At 62.5% G+C, this 24,436-nt stretch carries 17 protein-coding genes and 1 pseudogene; 14 read left to right on the top strand and 4 right to left on the bottom strand.

The genetic code is table 11. The features are described from left to right. The 9 genes from FFS45_RS38825 to FFS45_RS38785 all read left to right on the top strand — a co-directional run. Positions 1 to 582, top strand: a 582-nt coding sequence (locus tag FFS45_RS38825) for a dihydroxy-acid dehydratase (protein WP_171029876.1), incomplete at its 5' end; no start/stop codon positions are given. 278 nt (positions 583 to 860) lie between these two features. Then, positions 861 to 2,069, top strand: coding sequence for a porin (locus tag FFS45_RS38820; RefSeq protein ID WP_137959905.1), 1,209 nt, complete (start codon positions 861 to 863; stop codon positions 2,067 to 2,069). Between the two features lie 188 nt (positions 2,070 to 2,257). Continuing rightward, complete coding sequence (locus tag FFS45_RS38815; protein WP_137959904.1) at positions 2,258 to 3,496, top strand: autotransporter strand-loop-strand O-heptosyltransferase; 1,239 nt, start codon at positions 2,258 to 2,260, stop codon at positions 3,494 to 3,496. A gap of 70 nt (positions 3,497 to 3,566) precedes the next feature. Further along, positions 3,567 to 9,326 (top strand): AIDA repeat-containing protein, encoded by a 5,760-nt coding sequence (locus FFS45_RS38810; RefSeq protein WP_137959903.1) that lies wholly within the window; start codon positions 3,567 to 3,569, stop codon positions 9,324 to 9,326. Between the two features lie 81 nt (positions 9,327 to 9,407). Next, positions 9,408 to 11,525, top strand: coding sequence for a glycosyl hydrolase family 28 protein (locus FFS45_RS38805; protein ID WP_137959902.1), 2,118 nt, complete (start codon positions 9,408 to 9,410; stop codon positions 11,523 to 11,525). Between the two features lie 16 nt (positions 11,526 to 11,541). Next, on the top strand, positions 11,542 to 12,828 hold the full coding sequence (locus tag FFS45_RS38800; RefSeq protein WP_137959901.1) for an autotransporter strand-loop-strand O-heptosyltransferase: 1,287 nt from the start codon (positions 11,542 to 11,544) through the stop codon (positions 12,826 to 12,828). Between the two features lie 492 nt (positions 12,829 to 13,320). Beyond that, a complete protein-coding gene (locus tag FFS45_RS38795) occupies positions 13,321 to 14,313 on the top strand; it encodes a TRAP transporter substrate-binding protein (RefSeq protein ID WP_137959900.1) in 993 nt (330 codons plus the stop codon). Between the two features lie 146 nt (positions 14,314 to 14,459). Continuing rightward, positions 14,460 to 14,939: a TRAP transporter small permease gene (locus FFS45_RS38790; protein WP_137959899.1), complete on the top strand. Its 480-nt coding sequence runs from the start codon at positions 14,460 to 14,462 to the stop codon at positions 14,937 to 14,939. Between the two features lie 6 nt (positions 14,940 to 14,945). Continuing rightward, on the top strand, positions 14,946 to 16,298 hold the full coding sequence (locus tag FFS45_RS38785; RefSeq protein ID WP_137959898.1) for a TRAP transporter large permease: 1,353 nt from the start codon (positions 14,946 to 14,948) through the stop codon (positions 16,296 to 16,298). Between the two features lie 154 nt (positions 16,299 to 16,452). Here FFS45_RS38785 and FFS45_RS38780 read toward each other — a convergent pair whose 3' ends face one another. Next, a complete protein-coding gene (locus FFS45_RS38780; protein ID WP_171029875.1) occupies positions 16,453 to 17,265 on the bottom strand; it encodes an NAD(P)-dependent oxidoreductase in 813 nt (270 codons plus the stop codon). Between the two features lie 502 nt (positions 17,266 to 17,767). On the opposite strand from FFS45_RS38780, the gene FFS45_RS38775 reads away from it, so the two are divergent. Beyond that, positions 17,768 to 19,780 (top strand): glycoside hydrolase family 28 protein, encoded by a 2,013-nt coding sequence (locus FFS45_RS38775; RefSeq protein WP_249363109.1) that lies wholly within the window; start codon positions 17,768 to 17,770, stop codon positions 19,778 to 19,780. A 141-nt stretch (positions 19,781 to 19,921) separates the two neighbouring features. On the opposite strand, the gene FFS45_RS38770 is transcribed toward FFS45_RS38775, so the two are convergent. Next, the gene (locus tag FFS45_RS38770; protein ID WP_137959895.1) at positions 19,922 to 20,554 is read right to left on the bottom strand and encodes a TetR/AcrR family transcriptional regulator; all 633 of its coding nucleotides are present in this window, start codon (positions 20,552 to 20,554) and stop codon (positions 19,922 to 19,924) included. Between the two features lie 79 nt (positions 20,555 to 20,633). Between FFS45_RS38770 and FFS45_RS38765 the strand changes: the two genes are divergently transcribed. From FFS45_RS38765 to FFS45_RS38755, 3 genes are all read left to right on the top strand, one after another. Next, positions 20,634 to 21,518, top strand: coding sequence for an alpha/beta fold hydrolase (locus tag FFS45_RS38765; protein WP_137959894.1), 885 nt, complete (start codon positions 20,634 to 20,636; stop codon positions 21,516 to 21,518). A 141-nt stretch (positions 21,519 to 21,659) separates the two neighbouring features. Next, positions 21,660 to 21,920, top strand: coding sequence for a type II toxin-antitoxin system prevent-host-death family antitoxin (locus tag FFS45_RS38760; RefSeq protein ID WP_137959893.1), 261 nt, complete (start codon positions 21,660 to 21,662; stop codon positions 21,918 to 21,920). After that, positions 21,917 to 22,180, top strand: a complete 264-nt coding sequence (locus FFS45_RS38755; protein ID WP_137959892.1) for a Txe/YoeB family addiction module toxin — start codon at positions 21,917 to 21,919, stop codon at positions 22,178 to 22,180. Before FFS45_RS38760 ends, FFS45_RS38755 begins: the two co-directional genes overlap by 4 nt. 86 nt (positions 22,181 to 22,266) lie before the next feature. Here FFS45_RS38755 and FFS45_RS38750 read toward each other — a convergent pair whose 3' ends face one another. Both FFS45_RS38750 and FFS45_RS38745 read right to left on the bottom strand, forming a co-directional pair. Continuing rightward, positions 22,267 to 23,001, bottom strand: a complete 735-nt coding sequence (locus FFS45_RS38750; RefSeq protein WP_137959891.1) for an ABC transporter substrate-binding protein — start codon at positions 22,999 to 23,001, stop codon at positions 22,267 to 22,269. Between the two features lie 17 nt (positions 23,002 to 23,018). Continuing rightward, positions 23,019 to 23,389: pseudogene (locus FFS45_RS38745) on the bottom strand (GntR family transcriptional regulator); the annotation flags it as partial. Between the two features lie 292 nt (positions 23,390 to 23,681). Between FFS45_RS38745 and FFS45_RS38740 the strand changes: the two are divergent. Beyond that, the coding region (locus FFS45_RS38740) for a phage late control D family protein (protein ID WP_249363108.1) at positions 23,682 to 24,436 on the top strand (755 nt) is incomplete at its 3' end.

The raw sequence follows: 24,436 nt of genomic DNA, 5'->3' as shown, positions 1-24,436 counted from the left end.
GCGGTGATCAAGCCGGGTGCGGCCGATCCGAAGCTGCACGTGCATACGGGGCGGGCGGTGGTGTTCAGCGACTACAACGACATGGCCGCGCGCATCGACGACGAGGCGCTGGAGATCGACGAGAACTGTGTGATCGTGCTGCAGCATGCGGGTCCGGTGGGTGCGCCGGGAATGCCGGAGTGGGGCCAGTTGCCGATTCCGAAGAAGCTGCTGCAAAAGGGCGTGCGCGACATGCTGCGTATCTCGGATGCACGGATGAGCGGCACGAGCTACGGGGCGTGCGTGCTGCACGTGGCGCCGGAGTCGTTCATTGGCGGGCCGTTCGCGCTGGTGCAGGACGGCGACCTGATCGAGCTGGATGTGCCGCAGAGGAAGCTGAACGTGCTGGTGCCGGACGAGGAGCTGGCGCGCCGCAAGGCGGCATGGGTCGCGCCGGCGCCGCGCTTCACGCGCGGCTACGGCGCGATGCATCAGGTGCATGTGATGCAGGCCAACAAGGGCTGCGACTTCGACTTCCTGCAGCGCGAGGGCGCGAGCGGCTCCACTAGCGGCAGCACCGCAGGCGAGCCGGAGATTCACTGAGTGAGGCACGCGGTTGCCCGAAGCAGCAGGGTGCTTCTGGCAACCGTACCGGATTCGAAACGTATTCGGAAAGCAGGCTTTAAAAGCACGTTTTGGTAGTCAGGCCGCGCGCAGGAGACCAGGCGGCGAAGCATACGATAAGGACTCCATATCGTGCCGGTCAGCATGTCGGCACATATGCGACAACGAGAGCGATTACTGGGTGCCGGTTGGTGGCCAGGCAATTTCGTGCGGCATCACGTGCCGCCATAACTCCGATGACAACAAAGGATGATCTGATGAAAAAGCGTTACAAAGAAGCCGGGCTAGCCGCCGCCGGCATGGCGGCCATGCTCGCGACGGGCGGGGCGTTCGCGCAGAGCAGCGTGACCCTCTACGGGATAATCGATACCGGAGTCGGCTACCTGAGCAGCCAGGCGCCCTCGACCGGTGCGACCAAGGGCGGTCAAGCGGTGGTCAAGATGCTCGAAGGGGTGTGGGGCGGCGAGCGCTTCGGCTTCAAGGGCAGCGAAGATCTCGGTGGCGGCACGAAGGCGATCTTCCAGCTCGAAGAAGGTTTCAACACCGACACCGGCGCAGAGAGCAAATCCGGCCTGATGTTCAGCCGCGCTTCCTGGGTCGGCTTGACCAACGCGAGCTACGGAACCTTCACCGCAGGGCGTCAGTACACGCCTTACTACAACATGCTCGCGCAGTACGGCCCGACCCCGTGGCTGACCGGCGCCCTCGGCGCCCACCCGGGCGACCTCGATGCGCTCGATACCGACTACCGCGTCAACAACTCGCTCATGTACACCTCGCCGAGCTTTGGCGGGGTGAAGCTGAGCGGCATGTACGCGTTGGGCGGCGTGGCCGGCAGCTTCAACGCCGGTTCGACGTGGAGCGTGGGCGCGCAGTATCTGGCGGGCGCGGCTGGCATCGGCGTCGGCTTTGCGCGCTTTAACAACGCGACAAGCGGCGGCGGCGCGTGGAGCTCCAGCTCGACCGCCTACTCGGGCACCGGCGAGCAGGGCGAGTCCAGCATCACGAACGGCTATCAGAATGCGGCGGCACAGCAGCGCTTCGCCGTGACGGGCGGCTATCAGTTCAACTCGCAGTGGGATGTGTCGGCGTCGTACTCGAACGTGCAATACATCGCCGGTCCCAATTCCGGCTTCTCGACGACGGCGATCTTCAATACCGGTGGCGCGGTGCTGCACTATCGCCCGGTTGTGTCGTGGGATCTGGCTGCGGGCTATAGCTACACGCGCGCCACTCAGGCAAACGGTGTCCAGGATGCTGCGAGCTACCAGCAGATCAACCTGACCGAGCTCTATAACCTGTCCAAGCGCACCCGTATCTACGTACTGGAAGCGTTCCAGCGCGCCAACGGCCAGACCATCAACGGCGGCAAGGTCATCAACGCGACGGCAGCTATTGCCGAGCAGTCCGCTGCATCGTGCCGCAGCCAGTTCGCGGCGACCGTGGGTATCAATCACCAGTTCTAATGCAGTAGCAGGTTGAGGGAGGTGGCGCCGGATGACGCCGCCACCTTCGCATCAAGTCTTACTGGCTCCTGTCAATTGTTAAGCATAACTTACGTATTGCTTGATGAGCGAAGATTCGGACGAGCCTGGAGGCAGTTGTCATTGCCGGGTCTGGATATCTGCCAGGCGTGGCGTCTGGAGCGAGACTCATGAAAAAGAAGCCTGCGGCCGTTGATAGCACGAGCGCCGGATCGTCCGCCGCCCAATCCGCGACGCTGCCAGTCGTGGTGGGAAACTTCCGTGATCCAGCCGCGACGCCGACCCAGCAGGGCGGCAAAGGGATTCGCTTCGACTTCAACGACGGTTGCCGGGTCGCCTTGCCGGAGGGTGACTGGCACGTGCGCTTGAGCGATGCGCAGACCAACAACACCTTGTACGAAACTCACATCAAGGCGGGCGTGGTTGCCAGCAGCAAGAAGTACTTTGTGCCGTTTCAGATTGAAATCCGCTCGGGTGACCAGGAGGTCCTGCGGCATCGCTTCGACTGCAATGGGCAGAACGTTCTGATCCAGTTTCCGGTGGGCACGCTGGGCGATCTGATTGCCTGGTTCCCTTACGCCGTCAAGTTCGGCGAACAGCATCGCTGCCGGCTGACCTGTGCGATGGGCGCGAACCTGATCGCGCTGTTCAGGAATCTGTACCCGTCGATCAGGTTCAAGACTCCGGAAGAACTCGACCCCGACGAGTACTACGCCACCTACAACATCGGGCTGTACTTTGACGACGAGCAGAATGTGCGTCAGCCGAGTGACTTCCGGCTGGTGGGTTTGCACCGGACCGCCGGCTATATCCTCGGTGTCGATCCGCAAGAGGCGCCGCCTGCCATCGATATTCCCGACGATACGAGGCCGATTGCCGAAAAATACGTCTGCATCGCCGCGCAGAGCACGACCCAGTGCAAGTACTGGAACAACCCGTCGGGGTGGCGCGAGCTGGTGCAGTTTCTAAAGGACCACGGCTACCGTGTGATCTGCGTGGACCAGAAGGCCACCCACGGCACGGGCATGGTCTGGAATCACATCCCCTACGGTGCGGAAGACCATACCGGCGACCGGCCGCTCGCCGAGCGTGCGCGCTGGCTCAGGCATGCGGAATTCTTCGTGGGCCTGAGCAGCGGTCTGTCGTGGCTGGCATGGGCAGTCGGCACGCCGGTCGTGATGATCAGCGGCTTCACCCACCCCACCAACGAATTTCAGACGCCCTACCGCGTCATCAATTACCACACCTGCAATAGCTGCTGGAACGACGTGCGCGTGAAGTTCGATCACAAGGACTTCCTGTGGTGCCCGCGTCATGCGGGTACACCGCGTCAGTTCGAATGCACGCGGCTGATTACGACTGAGCAGGTCAAGAATGTGATTCGCCGCATACCGGTGTTCGCCACATAGCGCGACGGCGGCTGCAAGCGGTTCAAGTCCAACAAAAAACACGATAAGGCACATCAGGGAGACAGAGGGAATGAGAAGCTTGACTTGCCGTAGAAAATACGGAGTCCGTTGTTTTGGCCGAAAGAGGATTGGCCTGTCGCGACTCGCGCGCCTGCTGATGGGCGTCGCGCTGCTGCAGACGGTCCCATTGACGGTGCATGCACAGACCTCGGTGACGTCGGGGGTGACATCCACAGGCGTGACGGTGACTGCGGGCAACAACCAGACCGTCGACGGCGGCGGCGTCGCAATCGGTTCGTTCGTGTCGTCCGGCGGTACGCAGATCGTATCGTCGGGCGGGGTGGCGAGCAGTTCGGTCGTCTCGTCGGGCGGGACGCAGTTTGTGTCGTCCGGTGGCGTGGCATACGGAGCCACATTGCTTGCGACGTCCGCCAACCAGACAGTCTCGGCGGGTGGCGTGGCCAGCAATACGGTCGTGTCCGGCGGCAAGCAGGCGGTATCCAGTGGCGGGGTGGCGTATGACACGGTGGTGAGTTCGGGCGGCTCGCTCTATGTCAGCTCGGGCGGTACGGCAATCTCGGCGGGTGTGCTCAACGGCGGCAAGATCGTGGTGGGCAGCACGTCCGGTGGCGGCGTGACCAGCAATACGACGGTGCAGTCAGGAGGCCAGGAGGTACTGTCTTCAGGCGGCGTGGCCTCTGCGACGGAGGTGATGTCGGGCGGCTCGCTTGTCATGTCCGGTGCGGGGAGCAGCTATGCGACCACGGTGTTTGCCGGCGGCACAGAGAAGGTCGCAAGCGGCGGTACTGCGGTCAACACCGTGTTGAGCGGCGGCACCCTGGGGTTGGCGTTGTCGGGCGTCGCCAGCGGCACGACGGTCGGCGGAGGATTGAATTCCGGCGGCACGGCGGTCACCGGTCAGCTCAACGTGTCGGCATCGGCGGGTAGCGCGGGTTCTGCATTCGCTACGACGGTGATCAGCGGCGGCAGCGTGCAGGTGATATCGGGCGGTTATATCAGCGGCACGACGGTCGATAGCGGCGGCAGCGTCTCGCTCCAGTGGGGTGTGGCGAGCGGCACGACCGTCAACGGTGGCGGGATTCAGACCGTGTGGGACGAGACCAGCACCGCGTCGGCCGGTACTTCGCTCGCCACAATCGTGAACAGCGGTGGTCTCGAAGTCGTGTCCTCGGGCGGCAGTGCCATCGGCACAGCGCTCAGCGGCGGTACGCAGAGTGTGAGCCTCGGCGGCTCGGCCGTCAGCGCGGCGCTCGGCAGCGGCGGTGTGCAGCAGGTCGCGGGTGGCGGCACGGTGTCGGCGACTTCGGTGAATGCGGGCGGCAGCCAGGTGGTGTCATCCGCAGGCATGGCGAACGGTACAACGGTCAACGGAGGTGGCACGCAGAACGTGCTGTCGGGCGGTGTGGCCAGCAACACGGTAGTCACGAGCGGCGGCGAACTGAGCGTGCTCTCGGGCGGCAGCGCCGCAGGCGTCGTGCAGAGCGCCGGGGCGGCGCTGGTGGTCAATACGGCGGATACGGTTGCGGGTACGTATGTATCGTCGGGATCGACGCATGCGTTTTCGATTTCGAACAATACCGCATCGAACGTGGTGGTCGAAGACGCGGGCATGCTATCTGTTCTCAATGGTGGCGTCTCGCTCGATACATTGGTGAATAGCGGCGGCAGCGAAGTGGTGTCCTCGGGTGGGGTGGCGAGTGGCGCCACCATCAACGGCAGCGGTGCGCAGAACATTCTTTCGGGCGGCTCGGCTGTTGCCGCGACCGTCAACCAGGGCGGTACGCAAAACGTCGCGGCTGGAGGCAGCGCGTCGGCCACGGCGGTTGCAAGCGGCGGCAACCAGGTCGTGTCGTCAGGTGGCGCGGCAAGCGCGACGGTGCTCAACAGCGGCGGCACGTTGAACGTGCGGGCCGGCGGCAGTGCGACTGGCGTTGTGCAGAGCGCAGGCGCCGCGCTCGATACCAATACCTCGGCCACGCTCTCGGGCACCTATGTGTCGGGGGCATCGTCGAGTACCTACTCGATTGCAAACAACACCGCTTCCAATGTGGTGCTCGAGAACGGCGGCACGCTGTCCGTGCTCAACGGCGGCACCTCGCTCGATACGGTGATCAATAGCGGCGGCAGCGAAGTGGTGTCCGCGGGCGGTGTGGCAAGCGGCGCCACCATCAACAACAGCGGTACCCAGAACATCCTGAGCGGTGGTCTTGCCGTTAGCGCAACCGTCAGTAACGGCGGTACGCAAAATGTCGCCAACGGTGCGGTGACGAGCGGCACGGTGGTGAACGGCGGGGGCACGCAGAACGTCAGTTCGGGCGGGTCGGCCGTCGGCGGCGCTATCAACAACGGTGGCACGCAGAATATTGCCAACGGCGGCACGGCAATCGGCACCGCGGTGAATAGCGGCGGTACGCAAAATGTGGCGAGCGGCGGCACAGTAACCAGCGGTGTGGTGAACGCCGGGGGTACGCAAAACGTGACCTCGGGCGCGACGGTTGACGACGTCGTGCTCGACGGCACCCAGAACAACCTGCTGCCTCCGGCGATTCTGCCAAATCAGTCCGGCGGCGCCGTGCAGGACGTGTCGAGCGGCAGCAACGTGAGCGGCACGGTGGTGAACAGTGGCGGCACCCAGGTGGTGTCCTCGGGTGGTGTGGCAGGCGGGACGCTGGTGAACAGCGGCGGCGTGCTGAACGTGCAGGCCGGCGGCAGCGCAACGGGCGTGGTGCAGAGCGCCGGGGCTGCGCTGATTGCCAACACCGCGGAGACGTTGTCGGGCAGCTATGTGTCGTCATCGGGCTCAGCCAGTACGTTCTCGATCCTGGACAACCTCGCCTCCGCCGTGGTGGTGGAAGATGGTGGCAGCCTTTCCGTGCTGTCGGGAGGCTCGTCGGTGCGCACGCTCGTGAACAGTGGCGGCAGCGAAGTGGTGTCGTCAGGCGGCATCGCGACCAGCACGACCATTAACGCGAGCGGTGCACAGAGCGTGATGTCAGGTGGTCTCGCGCTCAGCGCGACCGTCAACAGCGGTGGCACGCAAACCTTGCTGGGTGGTGTGGCGAGCGGCACAACCATCAATAGCAGCGGGATGCAAAGCGTGATGTCCGGCGCCTCGGCGTTCGGTGCGACTGTCAACCATGGCGGCACGCAGAGTGTGGCGAGCGGCGGTGTGTCGGTCAACACCGTGGTCAGCAGTGGCGGCATGCAAGTGGTGTCGTCGGGCGGTGTGGCAAGTGCTACGACGATCAACAACAGCGGCACGCAGAGCATCCTGTCGGGTGGCGCTGCAATCAGCGCGACCGTCAACGGCGGCGGCTTGCAGGCGGTGGCGAGCGGCGGCACGGCACTCTATACGCAGGTCAGCAGCGGCGGAACGCAGAACGTCAGCGCCGGCGGGATCGTCAGCGGCACCACGATCCAGGTCGGCGGGGTGCAGAACGTGCAGTCGGCAACGGTGACCGGATCGGTGGTGAGCAGCGGCGGTTCGCAGACCGTCGCCAACGGTGCACTGGCGCTTGCCAGCGTGGTCAGCAGCGGCGGCAACCAGACGGTCTCGTCGGGCGGTGTCGCGAGCGCCACGACGATCGAGGCCAGCGGTACGCAAACGGTGGCGAACGGTGGCGTGGCGGCGGGCAGCGTCATCAACAGCGGCGGCAGCCAGAATGTTTCGTCCGGTGGCGTAGCGAGCGCCACGACGATCAACGCGAACGGCACGCAAACCGTCACCAACGGCGGGATTGCAATCGGCGGTGTGGTGAACAGTGGTGGCAGCCAGGTGGTGTCCTCCGGCGGGCTGGCAAGCGCGGGCACCATCAACAGCGGCGGCAGCCAGAGCATTGTCTCGGGCGGCACGGCGAACCAGACCACGGTGGGCAGCGGCGGCTCGCAACTGGTACTGGCGGGCGGCGTGTCCAACAACGCGATTGTGAACAACGGCGGCTACCAGTATATCGACGGTGTCGTCGAAGGCTATGCCTACAGCGCCACCATCAACAGCGGTGGCGTGCAGGAGGTCGCAACCGGCGGCACGGCGCAAGGCACGCTGGTGGCGGGCGGCACGCAGCAGGTCGACTCCGGCGGCAGCGCGACCAGCACCACCGTGAATAGCGGTGGGGTGCAGGACATTCTCGCGGGCGGCTCGGCTTCGTGGACCACGGTGTCCTCAGGTACGGTGATAGTCGACGGCACGGCGAGCAACCTCACGGTGGGCGCCGGCGCGGTCGTCACCGGTACCGGCACGGTCACGCCGGGTCTTACGATGACGAGCGGCAGCACACTCGTGCAGAGCACGCTGGGGGCCGGCTTGCACGTGAGCGGCACGCTCAGTCTCGAGAGCGGCTCTACTTACAACGTGACGGTCAACGCAGGCGGTGCGAGCGGCACCGCTGCAGTCACAGGCAATCTGACGATAGGCTCGGGCGCGGTGCTGACGCTGACTTCGTTGAGCGGTGCCTATTCCATTGGGACCACGTACACGGTGCTGACGTATACCGGTTTGCAGACCGGCGCGTTTGGCACGGTGACTTCAAACTTCGCCTACCTGACCCCTGCCGTCGGCTACTCGAACGGGGTTGTCACGGTTACGCTGAACGCACCCGCGACTTCGGGGACCAGCGGCACCACGGGTGGGACTACCGGCTCCGGCACCACGGACAGCACCGGTACCGGTTCGACCACCACGACCGCCACCGGCACGACCAACGGCTCCGGGGCCGCGTTCAGTTTTGCGTTGCCGGCAGACTCCGCCAACCAGAACAGCGTGGCTAGCGCGCTGACCCGCCTCTATGACCAGCGCGGCAACGCGGTCACCAACGCGCTGATCGTCACGACGACGGCGCAGGCCTATAGCGCGCTGAGCCAGTTGTCCGGCGTCGACGCCGTGCCGTTCCGGCAGATTGCCGAGGCGCGCACGGGCGAGGCGCAGGACACGGTTGCGCTGCATCTGGCGAACCTCGACCCGGCCATCCAGCGCGGTTTGTGGGTGAACGCTGCCTATCGGCAGACCTCGGCCGACGGCGACGCCGCGCTGGGCAGCAACCCATACGACGATCATTCGGCCGCGTTGACGCTCGGCTACGACCAGCGCTTGACGCAGACCGTGCGCGCGGGTGTCGCGCTGATGCTCAACAACGATAACGTGGACTTCTCCAATGACGGGTCCAGCGCCCGCACCGATGGTGCACAGGCCGAGCTGTATGGCTTCTGGACGCCCGCCGGCAGTCCGCTGTACGCCACCGGGATCGCCGGACTGGGCTACTGGAATAACCGGCTCTCGCGCCAGGTGAGCGTCGGCGCTGTGTCGAACCACGACACTTCAACCTTCAATACGTCGAGCCTGGCGCTATACGGCGAAGCCGGGATGAAGCTCGCGTTCGCCGTGGGGACCGTGCAGCCTTACGCGGCGCTCAGTGCCGGCCACTACGCGCAGCAGAGCGCGACTGAAGGCGGCGGCGTGAGCGCGCTGACTTACGGCTCGGCGGACACCAATGCGCTTTCGAGCATTCTCGGCGTTCGCTTTCTGAAGCAGGGCATGTGGCTGTTCGGCCATGCGCTCGATCTGCAGGCGGATGTGGCATGGGAGCACCGCCTGACGGGCGCGGATCAGTCGCTCACCGCGGCGCTTGCCAGCGCGCCGCAGGAGAACTGGCAGGTGTTCGGCACGCCGTCGGACCGCAACGCCGCGAAGCTCGAGATAGGCGCCGACTGGCAAGTGAGTTCGCGCACCAACGTCTTTGCAAAGCTGGGTGCCGAGTATGGCACGAACACCCACGACTACGGCGGTGAACTGGGCGCGCAGTGGAAGTGGTAAGACGCGCACCGCGAGGGGCAAGCCAGGCAACCAGGCTTGCCACCGGGACAGAACACATACTATTGAAGGGAGACGGAATTGATGAGGAATTCAAACCATATTTATGCAGCCGGTCTCATAGCGGTACTGTTGGCCGGCTGCGGTGGAGGCGGATCGTCGGGTGCGGCCGGCGGCTCAGGTGCCGCGTATACCGTGCCTGCGAGTGGTTCGTCCAGCACCAGCATCCCTGCGAGTACCCCCGCTGCAAGCACGCCGGCCGCGAGCACACCGGCGGCGAGCACCGCTGCGGCCTATCAGGTCGGCACGACGACGAGCGACCCGAACCTCCCGGCCGCGCCGACTACGCCCACGCTGCCGCCGGCCAACGCGGCGTGCCGCCTCACGGCCAGTTACGCGACGCAGAGCAATGGCTTGCTGCCCACCACAACCGAGGCGACGGCCGGTTCGACGGCGCCCGATACCGCCCGTATCCAGGCGGCGCTGTATGCCTGCGCGAACGCGGCCAATGCCTACACCGCCACCAACACCCTGAGCACCAACGGCGTGGTCGAGTTGAGTGCGAACGGCGCCAACAATGCGTTTCTGACGGGGCCGCTGTCGATGTCTGGTGGCGTAACGCTGGTGATCGACGGGGGCGTGACGCTGTTCGCCTCGCGCGATCCGACGCAGTACGAATCGGGCACCACGGGGGCATCCACGGCGAACCTGCCCGGGACTCCCAACGCCGCGCCCACGGGAGCCACGACCAGCGCAATTGCCGGCAACGGCACCTACTATTGCGGCCAGATCTATCCGAACGACGACGGCTGCAAGCCGCTGATCAGCAACGTGGTCTATAGCGGCTCGGCAAAGATCTATACGAGCAATAACGCGATCATGGGCCCGGGGACGATCGACGGACAGGGTGGTCAGCCGCTCTACACGACAGCGGCGAACCTCGCGGCAGCGGGCGCGCCGCCACTCATCACGCGCCCGGACGGCAGCAACATGAGCTGGTGGGATCTCGGCTGGGAGGGCAATGAGGCGATCTCCGGCGAGGACGAGAACAATCCGCGTCTGATCGAGCCACTCTACGGGTACAACTTCACGTTGTACAACCTGACGCTGCAGAACGCGCCCAAATTCCACGTCACGCCGACCGGCATCAACGGCTTTACCGCGTGGAACGTGAAGATCTTCACCCCGACCGCGGTCTACCAGGCGATGAACAATTACTGGGGCGCGCCGTACAGCTATGCCTCGGTCAAGAACACCGACGGTATCGATCCAGGCAGCAAGAGCCCGGCGACTTCGGCGACTCCGGCGTCGCCTGCGTTGCCCGGCGGCTATAGCGGTTCGGCAGGCAGCTTTACCGGCGATATCAGCAACGTGCTGGTGGCCTATTCGTACATCAGCGACAGCGACGACAACATGGCGATCAAGGGCGAATCCAATATCGCCGATGGCCGCGTCTACAACATCACGGTTGCCCATAACCACTTCTTCTACGGGCACGGCATGTCGATCGGCAGTCAGACGTCGGGGCTCGACGGCAATCCGGCCAACCTGGCCAGCGCCGATCCGGCTGTGGTTGCGAACACCACGCCGCTGCTGGTGCAGGGGCAACTGGTTTATCCGAGCGTGTCGAATGTCAACGTGTACGACCTGTCGATGAACTACACCGACAACGGCGTGCGGATCAAGACGAACTGGAGCGAAGGCGGCCTGGTATCCAACGCCAACTACTCGAACATCTGCCTGCAGGGCAATCCGAGCCCCAATACGCTCGATGCCTCGCCGCAGGCCGCCGTGATCATCACGCCGTACTACACGCCAACCGGCAACGCGGGTCTCTATCCGGGCTATCAGAACATCACGATCAACGGCCTGCATGAAGTCAGTGCGGCGAGCTGGACATTCGAAGGCTTCAATTCGGCGAGTCCGAACCTGCAAGGCTGGCCGACCGGCAGTGTGGCCGTGCCCAGCCCGGCGGTGGTGAATCCGCTGGGCATCACGCTGAACAACGTGGTAGCCGATGTGACGCCGCTCTCGGTCACATCGAGCGACGCCGCGATTACGCTCGGCAACAACGTGAATGTGCCGCTGGTGTCGTCGGGTACCAGCAACGTGAGCGTGACCAGCAACACCGCGATCGCGGCAGCGCCTACGGTGGACTGCAGCAAGGCGTTTGTGGCCTTCCCGGGGCAGACCTTCCCGTGATTAACGGCTCCGATCGATGAACGTTTCTTCGCAACCCAACGGGGCCGGCCAGCCGCAGCTCTCCGGTGCCCCGGCCGCAGGGGCGGCTGCCGGGACGGCCACTGGGACCGCCGCCGAGGCGGGGCAGACCTCCTTTGTCAATCTCGGCGAGCCGCTGTTCGAAGGGCCAGCCGGCATTCGCTACGACTTCAACTACGGCTGCCGCGTGAAGGTGAGCGGTTCGGGCTGGCGGGTGCGTCTGCTGGATCGCGATGCAGACGTGGTGCTGTTCGACGAGGCGGTTGCGGACGCAACGGTGTGCAGCAGCAGCCGCTATTACGTGCGGTTCCGCATCGAAGTGCTGCGCGACGGCGAGCTGGTGTTCGAGCACGATCAGGATCTGCACGGCAGAAAGGTGTACGCGCGCTTGCCGGTCTCGACGATTGGCGACGTGATCGCGTGGTTTCCGTACGTGGATGAGTTTCGCAAGCGGCATCAGTGTGAGATGTATGTCTCGATGGGCGAGGCGCTCTGGACGCTGTTTGAAGATGCTTACCCGCAATTGCGCTATGTCCATCCCGAGGACGAGGACGCCGAAGTGTACGGCTTCTACGCCAGCTATTTTCTCGGCATCTTCTTTCCGAGCAGCGACCGCACCCATCAGCCCACGGACTATCGCGTGAGCGGCCTGCAGCGAACCATTGCTTGGCTGCTCGGCTTGCCCGCGCGGGAGTGCCGGCCGCGAATCGGCGTTCGCGATACCCGCAGGCAGATCGCGGAGCCTTATGTCTGCATTGCGGCGCAGGCGTCGTCGCAGTGCAAGCACTGGAACAACCCGACGGGGTGGTACGAGACAGTCCGCTATCTGAAGGCCCAGGGCTACCGCGTCCTATGCATCGACCGCGACGCGTTGACCGGCCAAGGTCTTCAGTGGAACCACATTCCCTATGGCGCCGAGGACTTCACCGGCGATCTGCCGCTCCAGCAACGCGCCAGCCTACTGCTGCATGCCGAGTTCTTCGTCGGCCTGTCGAGCGGCCTATCGTGGCTCGCTTGGGCGCTCGGCAAGCCGGTCGTGATGATCAGTGGATTCACGCACCCGCAGAACGAGTTCGAGACGCCGTACCGGGTCATCAACTTTCACGCCTGCAACAGTTGCTGGAACGACACGAGCGTCGAATTCGACAACACCGACTACCTGTGGTGTCCGCGCCATGCCGGGACCGAGCGGCAATTCGAATGCTCGCGCCTGATCGCAGCGGGACAGGTCATCAAGGCGATAGCGCGTGTGATTGACGACCTGAAGTATGAGCCGCGGCCTTAGGCCCGGTTCGAAGCCGGGACGGGCCGGTTGCGCTCGCTCGTGGCTTGCGGAGGGCATAGCTGCGTTGGGCTGGCGCTTGTGCCGGTCCGGGCCGCAGGATCAATGTGTAAGACATCATGCGGGGCCGTATAAACGCCATCGAGCCGGTATTGAACGTCAGCGTGCGGCTGCGAGGCCGGCGACGGCCTTGGCTAAACCGGCCCATAAAGCATATTTGCCGCGGCCTGGACCATCCATCCGGCGTACGGGTATGTCCTAGGCCGCAACCGGAGGAGATATCAATACAATGCCATCTTGTCTTACAACATTGAGCATTGAGCCAAGTTGTAAATCGGCAGGGGATCGACCGTAGCGGCTGTGCCCATTCGAGAGTGAAGCAGGCGTCAGGTCAGCGCCGCTCGCCGCAGAGCGATTCGAGGACGGGAATCCGGAGCAGGTTCGAATCGCGCCAGACACAGTCGATTGATGATTCATTTTTGAGGAGATCACACGATGAAAACAAGTTTCGCCCTGAGGGGTGTGTCGGCGCTGGTGGCGGCCTCGCTTCTCGCGTTCAGCGCAGGCGCGGCGCAGGCGCGCACCTTCCGTGTCGCCGACGTGCATAGCGACACCTTCCCGACCGTCATGGCGCTGAAGTACATGGGCGATGAACTTGCCAAGTCGACCAACGGCCAGGATAGCGTGAAGGTCTTCAGCAACAGCTCACTCGGTTCGGAAAACGACACGATCGATCAGGTCCGCGTCGGCGCGATCGACATGGTGCGGGCCAACGCCGCGGCGTTCAACGAAATCGTGCCCGAGTCGATGATTCCCTCGCTGCCGTTCCTGTTTCGCGACGTCAAGCAGTTCCGCAAGGTCATGTACGGCCCGGAAGGCCAGAAGATTCTCGATGCGTTTGCGGCGAAAGGCATGATTGCACTGACGTTCTACGAGAGCGGTGCGCGGTCGATCTACGCCAAGAAAGCAATTCACTCGCCGGCTGACCTGAAGGGCCTCAAGGTGCGTGTGCAGCCGTCCGATCTGATGGTTGACGAAATCAAGGCGATGGGCGGCACGCCCACCCCCATGCCGTTCGCCGAAGTCTATACGGGCCTGAAGACGGGTCTGGTGGACGCCGCCGAGAACAACATTCCTTCGTACGTCGAAACCAAGCATTACGAAGTGGCCACGCAGTTCTCCGAAACAGAGCATTCGATGACGCCGGAAGTGCTGGTGTTCTCCAAGAAGGTGTGGGACACGCTGACGCCGCAGGAACAGACGGCCATCCGCAAGGCAGCGGCCGATTCGGTGCCTTACTACGTCAAATTGTGGACCGCGAAGGAAGCCGACGGCGTCCAGACCGTGACCAAGGCCGGCGTGACGATTACGCCCGCTTCGCAGATCGATCGTGCGGCCTTCGTGAAGGCGATGCAGCCGGTATGGGCGAAGTATGAGAAGACGCCGGAGATGAAGCAGATCGTCAACGAGATCGAGGCGACCCAGTAAGCCGTTCTTATCGCCAGCGCTGCCGGAAACCCTTGCGGAGCAATCTCGGGGCTTTCCGGCGTTCGTCGTTGGCGAGTCCCTGTTGGTTTGCCGGCTGGTTCGCGCGGGCAGTCGCGGCCGCCCTGGCATGTACGAGGAAGAGATAGATGAACTTCGTGAAACGCCCGCTCGGGGTGCTCGCTCGCGTGGTGGCGGCAGTATCCGCGGTTTGCCTCGCTGTCTTGACGGTGCTGGTGATGTACAGCGTGATCATGCGTTATGTGTTCGACGACGCGCCCGACTACGTCGAACCGATCGGCCTGCTGCTGGTGCTCGTCATTGCGTTCTTCGGCGCCGCCCTGAAAGTGCGCGACGGCGGGCATATCGGCCTCGATTCGCTGGTCAAGAAACTGCCGCCGCGAGGTCAGCTCGCGATGGCGGTGTTCCAGCAGGTCTGCGTGGCGGCGTTTTCGGTTGCCGTGTGCTTCGGCGCATGGAACATGGCGACCACCACGCTCGACGACCAGATCCCGATCCTCGGCTTGCCGGAAGCCGTCCGTTATGCGATTCCGTTCGCCGCCAGCGCCTGCACCATTCTCTTCTCAATCGAACATCTACTGGAACTCTTCGCGCGGAAGCGGGCGTGATCAATCATGGAACTTTTGATTCTTACTATCAGTTTTCTGGTCTTCCTCCTGCTGGGGGTTCCTGTTTCGTTTGCGTTGGGGCTGTCCTGCATTCTGACCTACCTGCATGAAGGGCTGCCGGCAGCGACGGCTATCCAGTCGATGGTGTCGGGCATCAACGCGTTTTCGTTTCTCGCGGTTCCGTTCTTCATTTTCTCGGGCGAGCTGATGCTGCACGGCGGTATCGCCGATCGCATCCTGCGCTTTGCCCAGGCCACGGTCGGGCACTTTCGCGGTGGACTCGGCATGGCCAACGTTGTCGCCTGCACGCTGTTTGGCGGCGTGTCCGGCTCGCCGACCGCCGACACCTCGGCGATGGGCGGCGTGGTCATTCCGTTGATGAAGCGCGAAGGCTATAGCGCGGCTTACGCGGTCAACGTCACGACTCACGCGTCGCTGGCCGGCGCGCTGATGCCGACCTCCACCAACATGATCATCTATGCGCTTGCCGCGCAGGGCATTACGGGGATCGTGGCGGGGCAGTCGGTGAGCGGCGTGTCGATTGGCGATCTGCTGTTTTCCGGCTTGATTCCGGTGCTGTGGGTGATGGGCTTCGTGCTGCTCGCCGCCTACCTGCAGGCGGTCCGCTACAAGTTTCCGCGCCGCCCCGACGGTTCGTCCGAGCTGCCGAAGTTTCCCGGCTGGTTCATGGTGGCGAAGACGTTCGTCGGCGCGTTGCCTGGCCTGCTGGTCATCCTGATCATCCTGACCTGCGTGGCAAAGGGGATTGCAACGGCGACCGAGGCGGCCGCGATTGCTGTGGCGTACTCGCTGGTGCTGACCTTCATCGTGTACCGCACCATGACGCTGAAGAAGCTCTCCATGGCGCTGGCCCGTGCGACGCGGACGACGGGCGTGGTGCTGCTGCTGATCGGCGTGTCGAACATGCTGCGTTTCCAGATGGCTTACCTGGAAATTCCCGATGCGATTCAACATCTGCTTGAACACGCAACGACCATCCCCTGGTTGATGCTGCTTTATATCAACATCCTGCAGGTGTTCCTCGGCACGTTTGTCGACATGGCCGCGCATATCCTGATCACCACGCCGCTGTTCCTGCCGATGGCGATGCACTACGGCGTCGGTCCCGTCCAGTTCGGCATCATGATTCTGCTGAACTGCTCGCTGGGTCTTGTTCACCCGCCGATCGGCTCCGTGCAGTTCATTGGCTGTGCGATTGGCGATGTGTCCATCGGGGAGACCACGAAAATCGCCTGGCCTTACTACCTGGCTATTTTCAGCGCGATCAATATCGTCACCTATGTGCCGATGTTTTCGACCTGGTTGCCGAGCCTGATCAATGGGCATCCGGTGTTCTGATTGGCGCGAGACACAGGATGGCTATCCGGATGCGCGGCGCAGTTCCGCCACCGCGCTTCGGAACACGGCTGCAGCGGAATCATTTAGCGTGGCAGCGGCTCAGGCCGCGGCCACTTCCTCAGCGCGTTAGTTAGCGCGTTGGTCAGCGTGTTAGTCAGCGCTGAGGATTTCTGCGCTCCTGCGCAGTGAAGTCGAAGCTGGCGAAGCTGCCGCCCTGATACCGCTGGGCGGTTGCGTCGAGCGGATTGGCTTGGGCGAGGATATCCGCAGCATAGTCTTCGGCGTTCTGGCCCGGCCGATAACCGAGGCGTGCGGCGCCGGAATTGTCCCAGTAGCTGCGCGTGTTGTTGGAGACGCCCCAGACCACCAGGTAGCCGAGATCGGGCACGTTGATCGACTGCTCGATCAGATGCAGCAGATCTTCAAAGCCCAGCCATGTGCTCAGGTGACGGAATTCCGTGGGCTTTTCAATGCAACTGCCGATGCGGATGCACACGCTTTCGATGCCGTGCTTGTCCCAGTACATCCGCGCGAGCGCTTCGCCCCATACCTTGCTCAAACCGTAAAAGCCGTCCGGGCGGAAATCGCAGTCGAGCGTGAGCTTGTCCTCGACAGGATGCATGCCGATGGCGTGATTGGAGCTCGCAAAGATGATGCGGCGCACTCCGTGACGGCGCGCTCCTTCATACACCTCGACGAGCCCACGCAGATTGTTCTCGATGATTTCGGGCAAGGGCCGCTCGACGCTGGTGCCCGCCAGATGGATCAGCACGTCGACGCCGCTCATCAACCGGTCGACCACGGCCGGATCGCGCAGGTCGCCGTGCATCACGTCCTCGCCGGCAACCAGCGGTTCCAGCGGGCGCGAGCCCGCCGCCGAACGCAAGTCGACGCCGCGCTCGAGCAGGGCTTTGCGCAATACGCGGCCAAGCTGGCCAGCCGCGCCACTTAATGCAATTTTTTTCACGGGTCTCATCCTTGTCGGTCGTATGGGACCAATCATGCCGATTGGTCAAAAGTTGTCAAGCAAGTGAGATTTTAGCCAGATTTTCTTCTGGCATAAACACAAATTCTCGACCTCTCTTCTTATCCTGACGACAGCCGGCAAGACGTTCGAGCCCTTGATTTTTACGCTGTCCGACTCACCGCGGCTGAACCGGGCTTCCTTGATCGATGGCTTGGGAGCAAGTTTTTTGCTTCGATGTTATGGCTTGACATCTTTCATCTTGTAAAACAAAAATGGACCTGACTTCGCGGCATGGGCAGGTAGTTCGGAGTCTGAACGATCGTGCCCCTTGCGGTCTCAGGACCGGTGCCGCCGGGTCAGCCAACGTTCAGCACAACGCTAGGCAAAACCAGAAAAACATCAGGAGGCATTCATGGCAACGCGCAACAGAAACGTCAGTCGAGGCAGGGAGCAGGGCAGCCGCAACAGCAGCGAACCGGGTTCGCCTGGTCGCCGCGCATTCATGGTCCTCGCCGGAGCATCCGCGGGGGCGACACTACTGGGCACGTTGCCAGGGTGCGGCGGGAGCGTGGCGAGCAGCGTGGACTCCGCCAGCGCCGCAACTGCGGGCTCAGGGACCGGCTCTGCCACTGACGGCTCCACCGCTGACGGTTCCGCCGCTACCGACTCAGGGGCCGGCCCCACCCCTACCGATCCGATCTGGGGGCCGGCCGGCGCCGCCACGCAGATCATCAACTCGTTGCAGGGCATCACGCAGTCGATGTTCCCGGGTACCGATTTCATGGTGACCAGTTACGGCGCGCAACCCTGCGCGGTTGTGGCCGCAACCAATCCTTACACCGGCTCGAGCTCGCCGACCAGTCCGGGCGCCAGCCAGACCAACGCGGCGGGCGCATTCGATTCACGGCCTGCGTTTCTTGCGGCGATTCAGGCGTGCAACGCGGCCGGCGGCGGCCGGGTGGTGGTGCCGTCGGGCAACTGGTATTGCGCGGGGCCGATCGTGCTGCTGAGCAATGTCAACTTCCACCTGAGCGTCAATTGCACGATCTACTTCAGCCCCAATCCGGCGGACTACGCCAAGGACGGTCCGGTCAATTGCGGCGCCAATGGCAATCTCTTCTACAGCCGCTGGCAGGCAAACGACTGCCTGAATTTCGGCGCACCGGTCTATGCCCGCAACCAGACGAAAATCGCGTTGACGGGCGAAGACACCACTTCGGTCCTGAACGGCCAGGCGATGACGCCTTTCGCCGGCAGCGGCAACACGAGTACTTGCTGGTGGACCTACAAGGGCTCGAAAGGGGCATACGGCTGTGCAGGTTCGTCGACTCCATCGCAGGCCTATGTCAATCCGAACAACGTCGACCTGAAGACAGTTGTCCCGAACATTTCGGAGACGCTTTACGCGCAACTGACCAGCCCGACGACACCCTGGCAACAGGACCAGAACTATCTGCCGGCCCTGTCCGAAGCGGGGGTGCCGGTTGCGCAACGGATCTTTGGCCTGGGGCATTACCTGCGCCCATGCATGGTGGAGTTCATCGGCTGCACCGACGTGCTGACGGAGAACTACCACACCAACAACACGCCGTTCTGGCAACATCATCCGACCGATTGCCGCAACGTGGTCATACGCGGCGTGCTGGCGGACAGCATTGGGCCGAACAACGACGGCTTCGACCCGGACGCCTGCAGCAACGTGCTGTGCGATACCGTCACGTTCAACACGGGGGACGACTGCATTGCGATCAAGTCGGGCAAGGCGCTGGATACGGAATACGGTTCCGCGCAGAACCACGTGGTGCAGAACTGCACGATGAATAGCGGACACGGCGGCATCACGCTGGGTAGTGAGATGAGCGGCGGCGTGCAGAACATCTACGCGCGCAATCTGCAGATGCTTAACCAGAACTGGGCCAGCAACCCGCTCAACATAGCTATCCGCATCAAGACGAACATGAATCGCGGCGGCTTCGTGAAGAACTTCTATGTCGATACGGTGACGTTGCCGAACGGCGTCAATCTCGCGGGCGGCGGCTACGGAAGTTCGTTGCTGGCGGGCAGTCCGATCAATAGCACGGTGCCGCTTGGCGTGGTGACGGCCACGGCGGGCAATCCGTCCGCCTCGCAAGGCGGCCTGATTACCTTCGATTGCGACTATAGTCCGGCCGGCGACGCCGTGCGGGAAAATCCGCCGGTGGTGCAGAACGTCAATATTTCAAACGTGCAGGTGAGCAATGTGACGCTGAACGGCGTCACGGGGTCGTGTTTTCAGGCGATTGTGGCGCAGGGGCCGGTCGGTTTCGACTACAACGGACCGGCGCCTACGCCGGCGATTCCGCCCATTACCGGCGTCACGATTTCGAACTGCAACCTCGGCACGCCGGTTAGCGACGGCACAGCCAGCGCTACGACGCCGGGGCCGATTTACGCTTACAACGTCAACGGTATTGCGTTGAACAACGTCGTCATTGGCGGTGCGACTTACAACACGACTATCGTCGATCTGCGTTAGCAGGGCGGTGGGACGCCGGTGGTCGCCGCCGGTTTGACGCGTGGGAGACGTTGACATGCAGTACTGCATTTGATGAGGTGGCGTAGAGGCCTGTTGCGAATCAGGCCGACGCGCTTCCTCACTCCGACGCGCATGGCGCCTTCATCGAACGATTCGCGCTGACCGTTTACCGGCACCTCGCGCGCGAGTGCCGCGCGACGTTTGCGCACGCAATTGCGAGGTCAGTAGCTTGGCCACGTTGTCGAACGGTGTAATGGACCGGACCGCTCGGCACAGCAAAATCGCGCCTTCAACCGAGGCAATGATGAAGGTGGCCATGGCCGATGCTTCCGGTTCTTCCATCCCGGCTTCGGCCAGGCCCTGCGATATAAGCCGTTCCCACTCTCGCAGCGCCTCGGCTGCTGCCGCTAGCGGCAAGCCTTCTCCTTCGCCGGACGAGTCGTCCGCCGCGACTGCAATGACTGGACAGCCTGCTTTAAATTCGCTTTCTATGAGAATGGAACGCCAGTTGGTCAGGAAGGCTTCAAGACCGGCCACGGGGCCTTCCGCCAAGGCTTTGTTCAGCAATCCGCTGACGTGCCGGCCGCTCTGGGTCACGGCTTCACTGATCAATTGAGGCTTGCCCGCCGGGAAATAGTGGTAGGTCGAACCCAGCGGGGCATTCGCATGCTTCGCCAGTTCCCGGATGCTTGTGGAGCTTAGCCCGCGTCTGCGCAAAAGGTCTACCGCCGTACCGATCAGGCGCTCTCTTGGGACATCTTCTTCATGTTTCACGATTGGCGATCCTTGCTATAACACTCGTTATAGTCTAGCATCGGTCATCGTTATAACGGGTGTTATAGAGAGGCCGGAGATGGAGGAAAGAGCAAAGGCAAGCCGTCAGGTGGAAAGTGTCACGCTGCTGGCCGAAGATGGGTATCGGCTGGCGGCAAGGAAATATGTTGCTGATGAGCCTGCCAGGGCACATCTCATTGTTGCCGGGGCCACGGGCGTACCGCAGGGCTTTTACCAGCGTTTTGCGGTGTACGCGCGTGAGCGGGGCTTCACTGTCCTGACGCTGGACTATCGCGGGATCGGTCTTTCCAGACCGGAAAAATTGAAGCAGCTCAACATGAGCTATCTCGACTGGGGCAGGCTCGACCTGGCGGCTGCAGTGGATGAGATGGCGCAGCCGCGGATTCCGTTGTTTATCGTGGGCCATTCCTTTGGTGGTCACGCCTTCGGTTTGCTGCCCAACCATCGCAAGGTAGCCGGGTTGTACACGTTTGCCACGGGCGCCGGCTGGCATGGCTGGATGCCCAGGCGAGAGAGCCTGCGCGTGCGGTTATTGTGGCATCTGGTGCTGTCGCCGCTGACCCTCTGGAAGGGCTATACCCCGGGGAAAATGCTGGGGATTGGAGAGGATCTGCCGGCTGGTGTTTTCTGGCAATGGCGGCACTGGTGCCGCTTTCCCCACTACTTTTTTGACGACCCAGCCATGCCGGGCATGAGCGAGCAGTACGCTACTGTCACCAGCCGGATTGTCGCCGCGAACGCACTGGATGACCTGTGGGCCTTGCCTCGGTCTCGCAATGCTTTCATGCAGGCGTATCGCAACGCGTCTCTTTCTTATGTCGACATTGACCCGCAGCGGTTCGACGGAAACATCGGCCATATGGGTTATTTCAGGGAAAAATCAAAGCCGTTGTGGGACGAGGTGTTGGCGTGTTTTGCGAACTGGATGGCGAAGCCGGTTTGATTCAGGTTCGCTGTGTCGCGTCCGAGGGCTTATCGAGGTTTGTGGATGCGGCGCCGAACCTGTGCAATAAATTGTACAGGTCGCGTACGGGCGTGATAAACTTGTACTATTGCTGGTACAAGTTTTTATCGAGGCGAATCTATGCGCACCATTCCGTTTAGCGACGCACGCGCCAATCTTAAGCGCGTGATCGATCAGGTGGTCGATGACGTGGACGTTACGCTCATCACCCGGCGCGATGCACCCAACGCTATTGTGATGTCGCAAGAGCATTACGACAGCTTGATGGAGACGGTACACCTTCTGCGGTCGCCGAATAACGTTGCGCATCTGGAGCGATCCATCGCGCAACTGCGTGCAGGCAAGGTCAAGTCCCGTAAGCTTGTTGAAGACGGCGAATGAGCGTTCTGAATATCATGTGGACCGCCGAGGCGTGGGACGATTATGTCTATTGGCAGGGGCAGGACAAGAAGACGCTCAAGCGAATTAACCAACTCGTGAAAGACGTTCAGCGTACCCCGTTTGAGGGAATTGGCAAACCCGAACCGCTAAAGGCGAACCTGACAGGTTTTTGGTCACGCCGCATCGACGATACCAATCGACTGGTCTACGAGATCACGAGCACGCAGATCAATATCGTTTCGTGCCGTTACCATTACTGAACGGGTACGCGTAGGGCGCCTTCAGGATTCGGCAAATCCTGTACGCCGCTTGCCCACTACCTTGTTCTGCTCGCCCGCAACCACACCTACGCTTTCGGCGCTACCGATGCGCCAACAATCCCATGTCGCCTAAGCGACTCGGCAACGAAGCCCGACGCCTTCATTTGTTCGACGAAGTCGCGCAGCACCGTTGCCGCGTCGGCGCCGCGACGCTTCGGCAGGCCCATCGCCTGCTGGATCACCATGAACCGTTCACCGAGCAGCCGTAAGCCCGGACTTTTTTTCGCATCGGCTTCGAGTTGCTGCTTCACGCCAGCTGCAACTTCAAGGTCCTGCTCCAGAAATGTCTGCACAACGGCCGGGGAGGTGGGGGCACGCACAATCTGCGCTTGCTTGAGTTCTCGCGTCAGAAAGAGATCGTAGGCACTTCCCTTGCCAACCGCGACGCGGTTATGCGGCTGATCGACATCGTGATTCGACCGGACGGGCGAATCGTCGCGCACGAGATAAAACCCTTCGATCAGCACATAAGGTGCGGTGAACTCAATCTTTTCGCCGCGCAGCGGGTCAATCGCAAAGAAGCCGAAGTCGGCGCGCTCGTCGCTGACGGCTTCGACCGATTTGCCCGCTGCATCGAACACCACCAGTTCGAGCTCGACAGACAGCCGCTCAGCCAGGGCACGCGCAAGATCGACGGACACGCCGAACGGCTCGCCAGTCGTGGCATCGCGGTTGGCCAGAATCGGATTTCCCAGATTGATCGACGCGCGCAGCTTGCCCGTCGGTGCGAAAGCGCTCAACACAGATGAATCGATGTTCATGAAGGGTCTCGGGACGGCTAGGGTTCAAGAATTTCACTGATGCGCGACAGCGCATCGAGCGTATGCAGCAAGTGCTGGCGCAGCGCTTCGGACGCTTCCTCGTTGCGCTCGCGCAACCGATCTGCGGTGTCGGTTTCAATTCCGCCTGCGAGCAGGTGCTTTTCCACGTCGCGACAACGTTGCAGTACTTTGCATTCAGCCGGTAGCCAGGTTCGAGCAATGCCGCGGGCTCGAGCGCGAGACGTAACCGGTACGACTGCAACAGGCTTTCGGGCGTCGTCAGCATCGGCGAGAACTGCCATCCGTACCTGGGCTTGCGCTCGGCCCAGCCTTCCTGCGCGATGCGGCCAAGGACCGCGTTGAACTGTGCGCTCGTGAGGCCGTAGCGATGCCCGCATAGAAGTCGCGCATGGTGAGGAAATGCAGGGGAGGGACCTGAAAAAAGCAAAGTCCGCATTGCGCAGGCTTGCAGGGTTCAGGGACAGTATTGGAGTGTCCTGATTAACAGCCATATTAGGCAGTTTCTGCTGGATGTCAATTCTTGTGAGATTTATCTGATTCTAATGATCTATGACTATTTCTAATACTTGTCTGATGGCGCCAAAAGGAGAATTGGGCAAACATGAAAAGAACTTAATAGGCGTCGGATGACTCCGCCGCTTCCGTCCAGGAGGGGACACTTGAATTCACGCGACCTAGCGGTGCGTCCGGGTATTGACGTTCACCCGTTCTACAGTCTCGAAATCGCTGCAACCCCGGGCGCCGCCCTTGCGGATATCTACTCGTTCAAGGGGACGAGCGGCATCGGCGTGCCGACGAAGTACACCATTGAGTTCACGCACCCGCAGCGCGACCTGCCGCGTAGCGGCTACCTCAACAGGATGGCAACGTTTGTCATCCAGCCACCGGCCGCGACCCGCTGGAGCAAACCTGAGGCAGCGAGACGTGTCTATGGCGTGATCACCAGCTTTGCGCAGATTGCCAGCAATCACGACCAGACCATGTACGAGGTCACGCTGGAATCGCGCCTTGCGCTGCTACGGAACATGCCGCGCACCCGCTTCTTTCTCGATCAGAGCGAACCCGAGGTTATCGAAAAGATTCTTCGCGAACATGAGTTCAACCACATTTTTGCGGATTTCCAGTTCGATCTCTATCGCAGCTACCGCAAGCGCCCAATCGTTACCCAGTGGTGCGAAGACGACCTCACATTTGTCACGCGCCTGTGCAGGCGGGTAGGCATCTGGTTTGCGTGCGAAGCGGGCGAGCGCCGCGAGAACGTGCGTTATGGGGATGACTTCACGAAGTACCGGCGTGACCGAGAACGCTACACGGTGCCGTATCTGGAGCCCAGCGGCCTGCATACCACTGGCCGGGAATCGGTGCAGTCGCTCACGATGCGCACGACCATGACGCCCGCGAAGTTCTCGGTGCG

The organism is Burkholderia sp. 4M9327F10, from assembly GCF_005503145.1.
Taxonomy (GTDB): Bacteria; Pseudomonadota; Gammaproteobacteria; order Burkholderiales; family Burkholderiaceae; genus Paraburkholderia.
This window is presented reverse-complemented; position numbering and strand designations above follow the sequence as displayed.

Excerpts from the sequence above, each read along its gene's own strand:
- FFS45_RS38820 (WP_137959905.1), top strand. The coding sequence starts at position 861 with ATGAAAAAGCGTTACAAAGAAGCCGGGCTAGCCGCCGCCGGCATGGCG.
- FFS45_RS38815 (WP_137959904.1), top strand. The coding sequence starts at position 2,258 with ATGAAAAAGAAGCCTGCGGCCGTTGATAGCACGAGCGCCGGATCGTCC.
- FFS45_RS38810 (WP_137959903.1), top strand. The coding sequence starts at position 3,567 with ATGAGAAGCTTGACTTGCCGTAGAAAATACGGAGTCCGTTGTTTTGGC.
- FFS45_RS38805 (WP_137959902.1), top strand. The coding sequence starts at position 9,408 with ATGAGGAATTCAAACCATATTTATGCAGCCGGTCTCATAGCGGTACTG.
- FFS45_RS38800 (WP_137959901.1), top strand. The coding sequence starts at position 11,542 with ATGAACGTTTCTTCGCAACCCAACGGGGCCGGCCAGCCGCAGCTCTCC.
- FFS45_RS38795 (WP_137959900.1), top strand. The coding sequence starts at position 13,321 with ATGAAAACAAGTTTCGCCCTGAGGGGTGTGTCGGCGCTGGTGGCGGCC.
- FFS45_RS38790 (WP_137959899.1), top strand. The coding sequence starts at position 14,460 with ATGAACTTCGTGAAACGCCCGCTCGGGGTGCTCGCTCGCGTGGTGGCG.
- FFS45_RS38785 (WP_137959898.1), top strand. The coding sequence starts at position 14,946 with ATGGAACTTTTGATTCTTACTATCAGTTTTCTGGTCTTCCTCCTGCTG.
- FFS45_RS38775 (WP_249363109.1), top strand. The coding sequence starts at position 17,768 with ATGGTCCTCGCCGGAGCATCCGCGGGGGCGACACTACTGGGCACGTTG.
- FFS45_RS38765 (WP_137959894.1), top strand. The coding sequence starts at position 20,634 with ATGGAGGAAAGAGCAAAGGCAAGCCGTCAGGTGGAAAGTGTCACGCTG.
- FFS45_RS38760 (WP_137959893.1), top strand. The coding sequence starts at position 21,660 with ATGCGCACCATTCCGTTTAGCGACGCACGCGCCAATCTTAAGCGCGTG.
- FFS45_RS38755 (WP_137959892.1), top strand. The coding sequence starts at position 21,917 with ATGAGCGTTCTGAATATCATGTGGACCGCCGAGGCGTGGGACGATTAT.
- FFS45_RS38750 (WP_137959891.1), bottom strand. The coding sequence starts at position 23,001 with ATGAACATCGATTCATCTGTGTTGAGCGCTTTCGCACCGACGGGCAAG.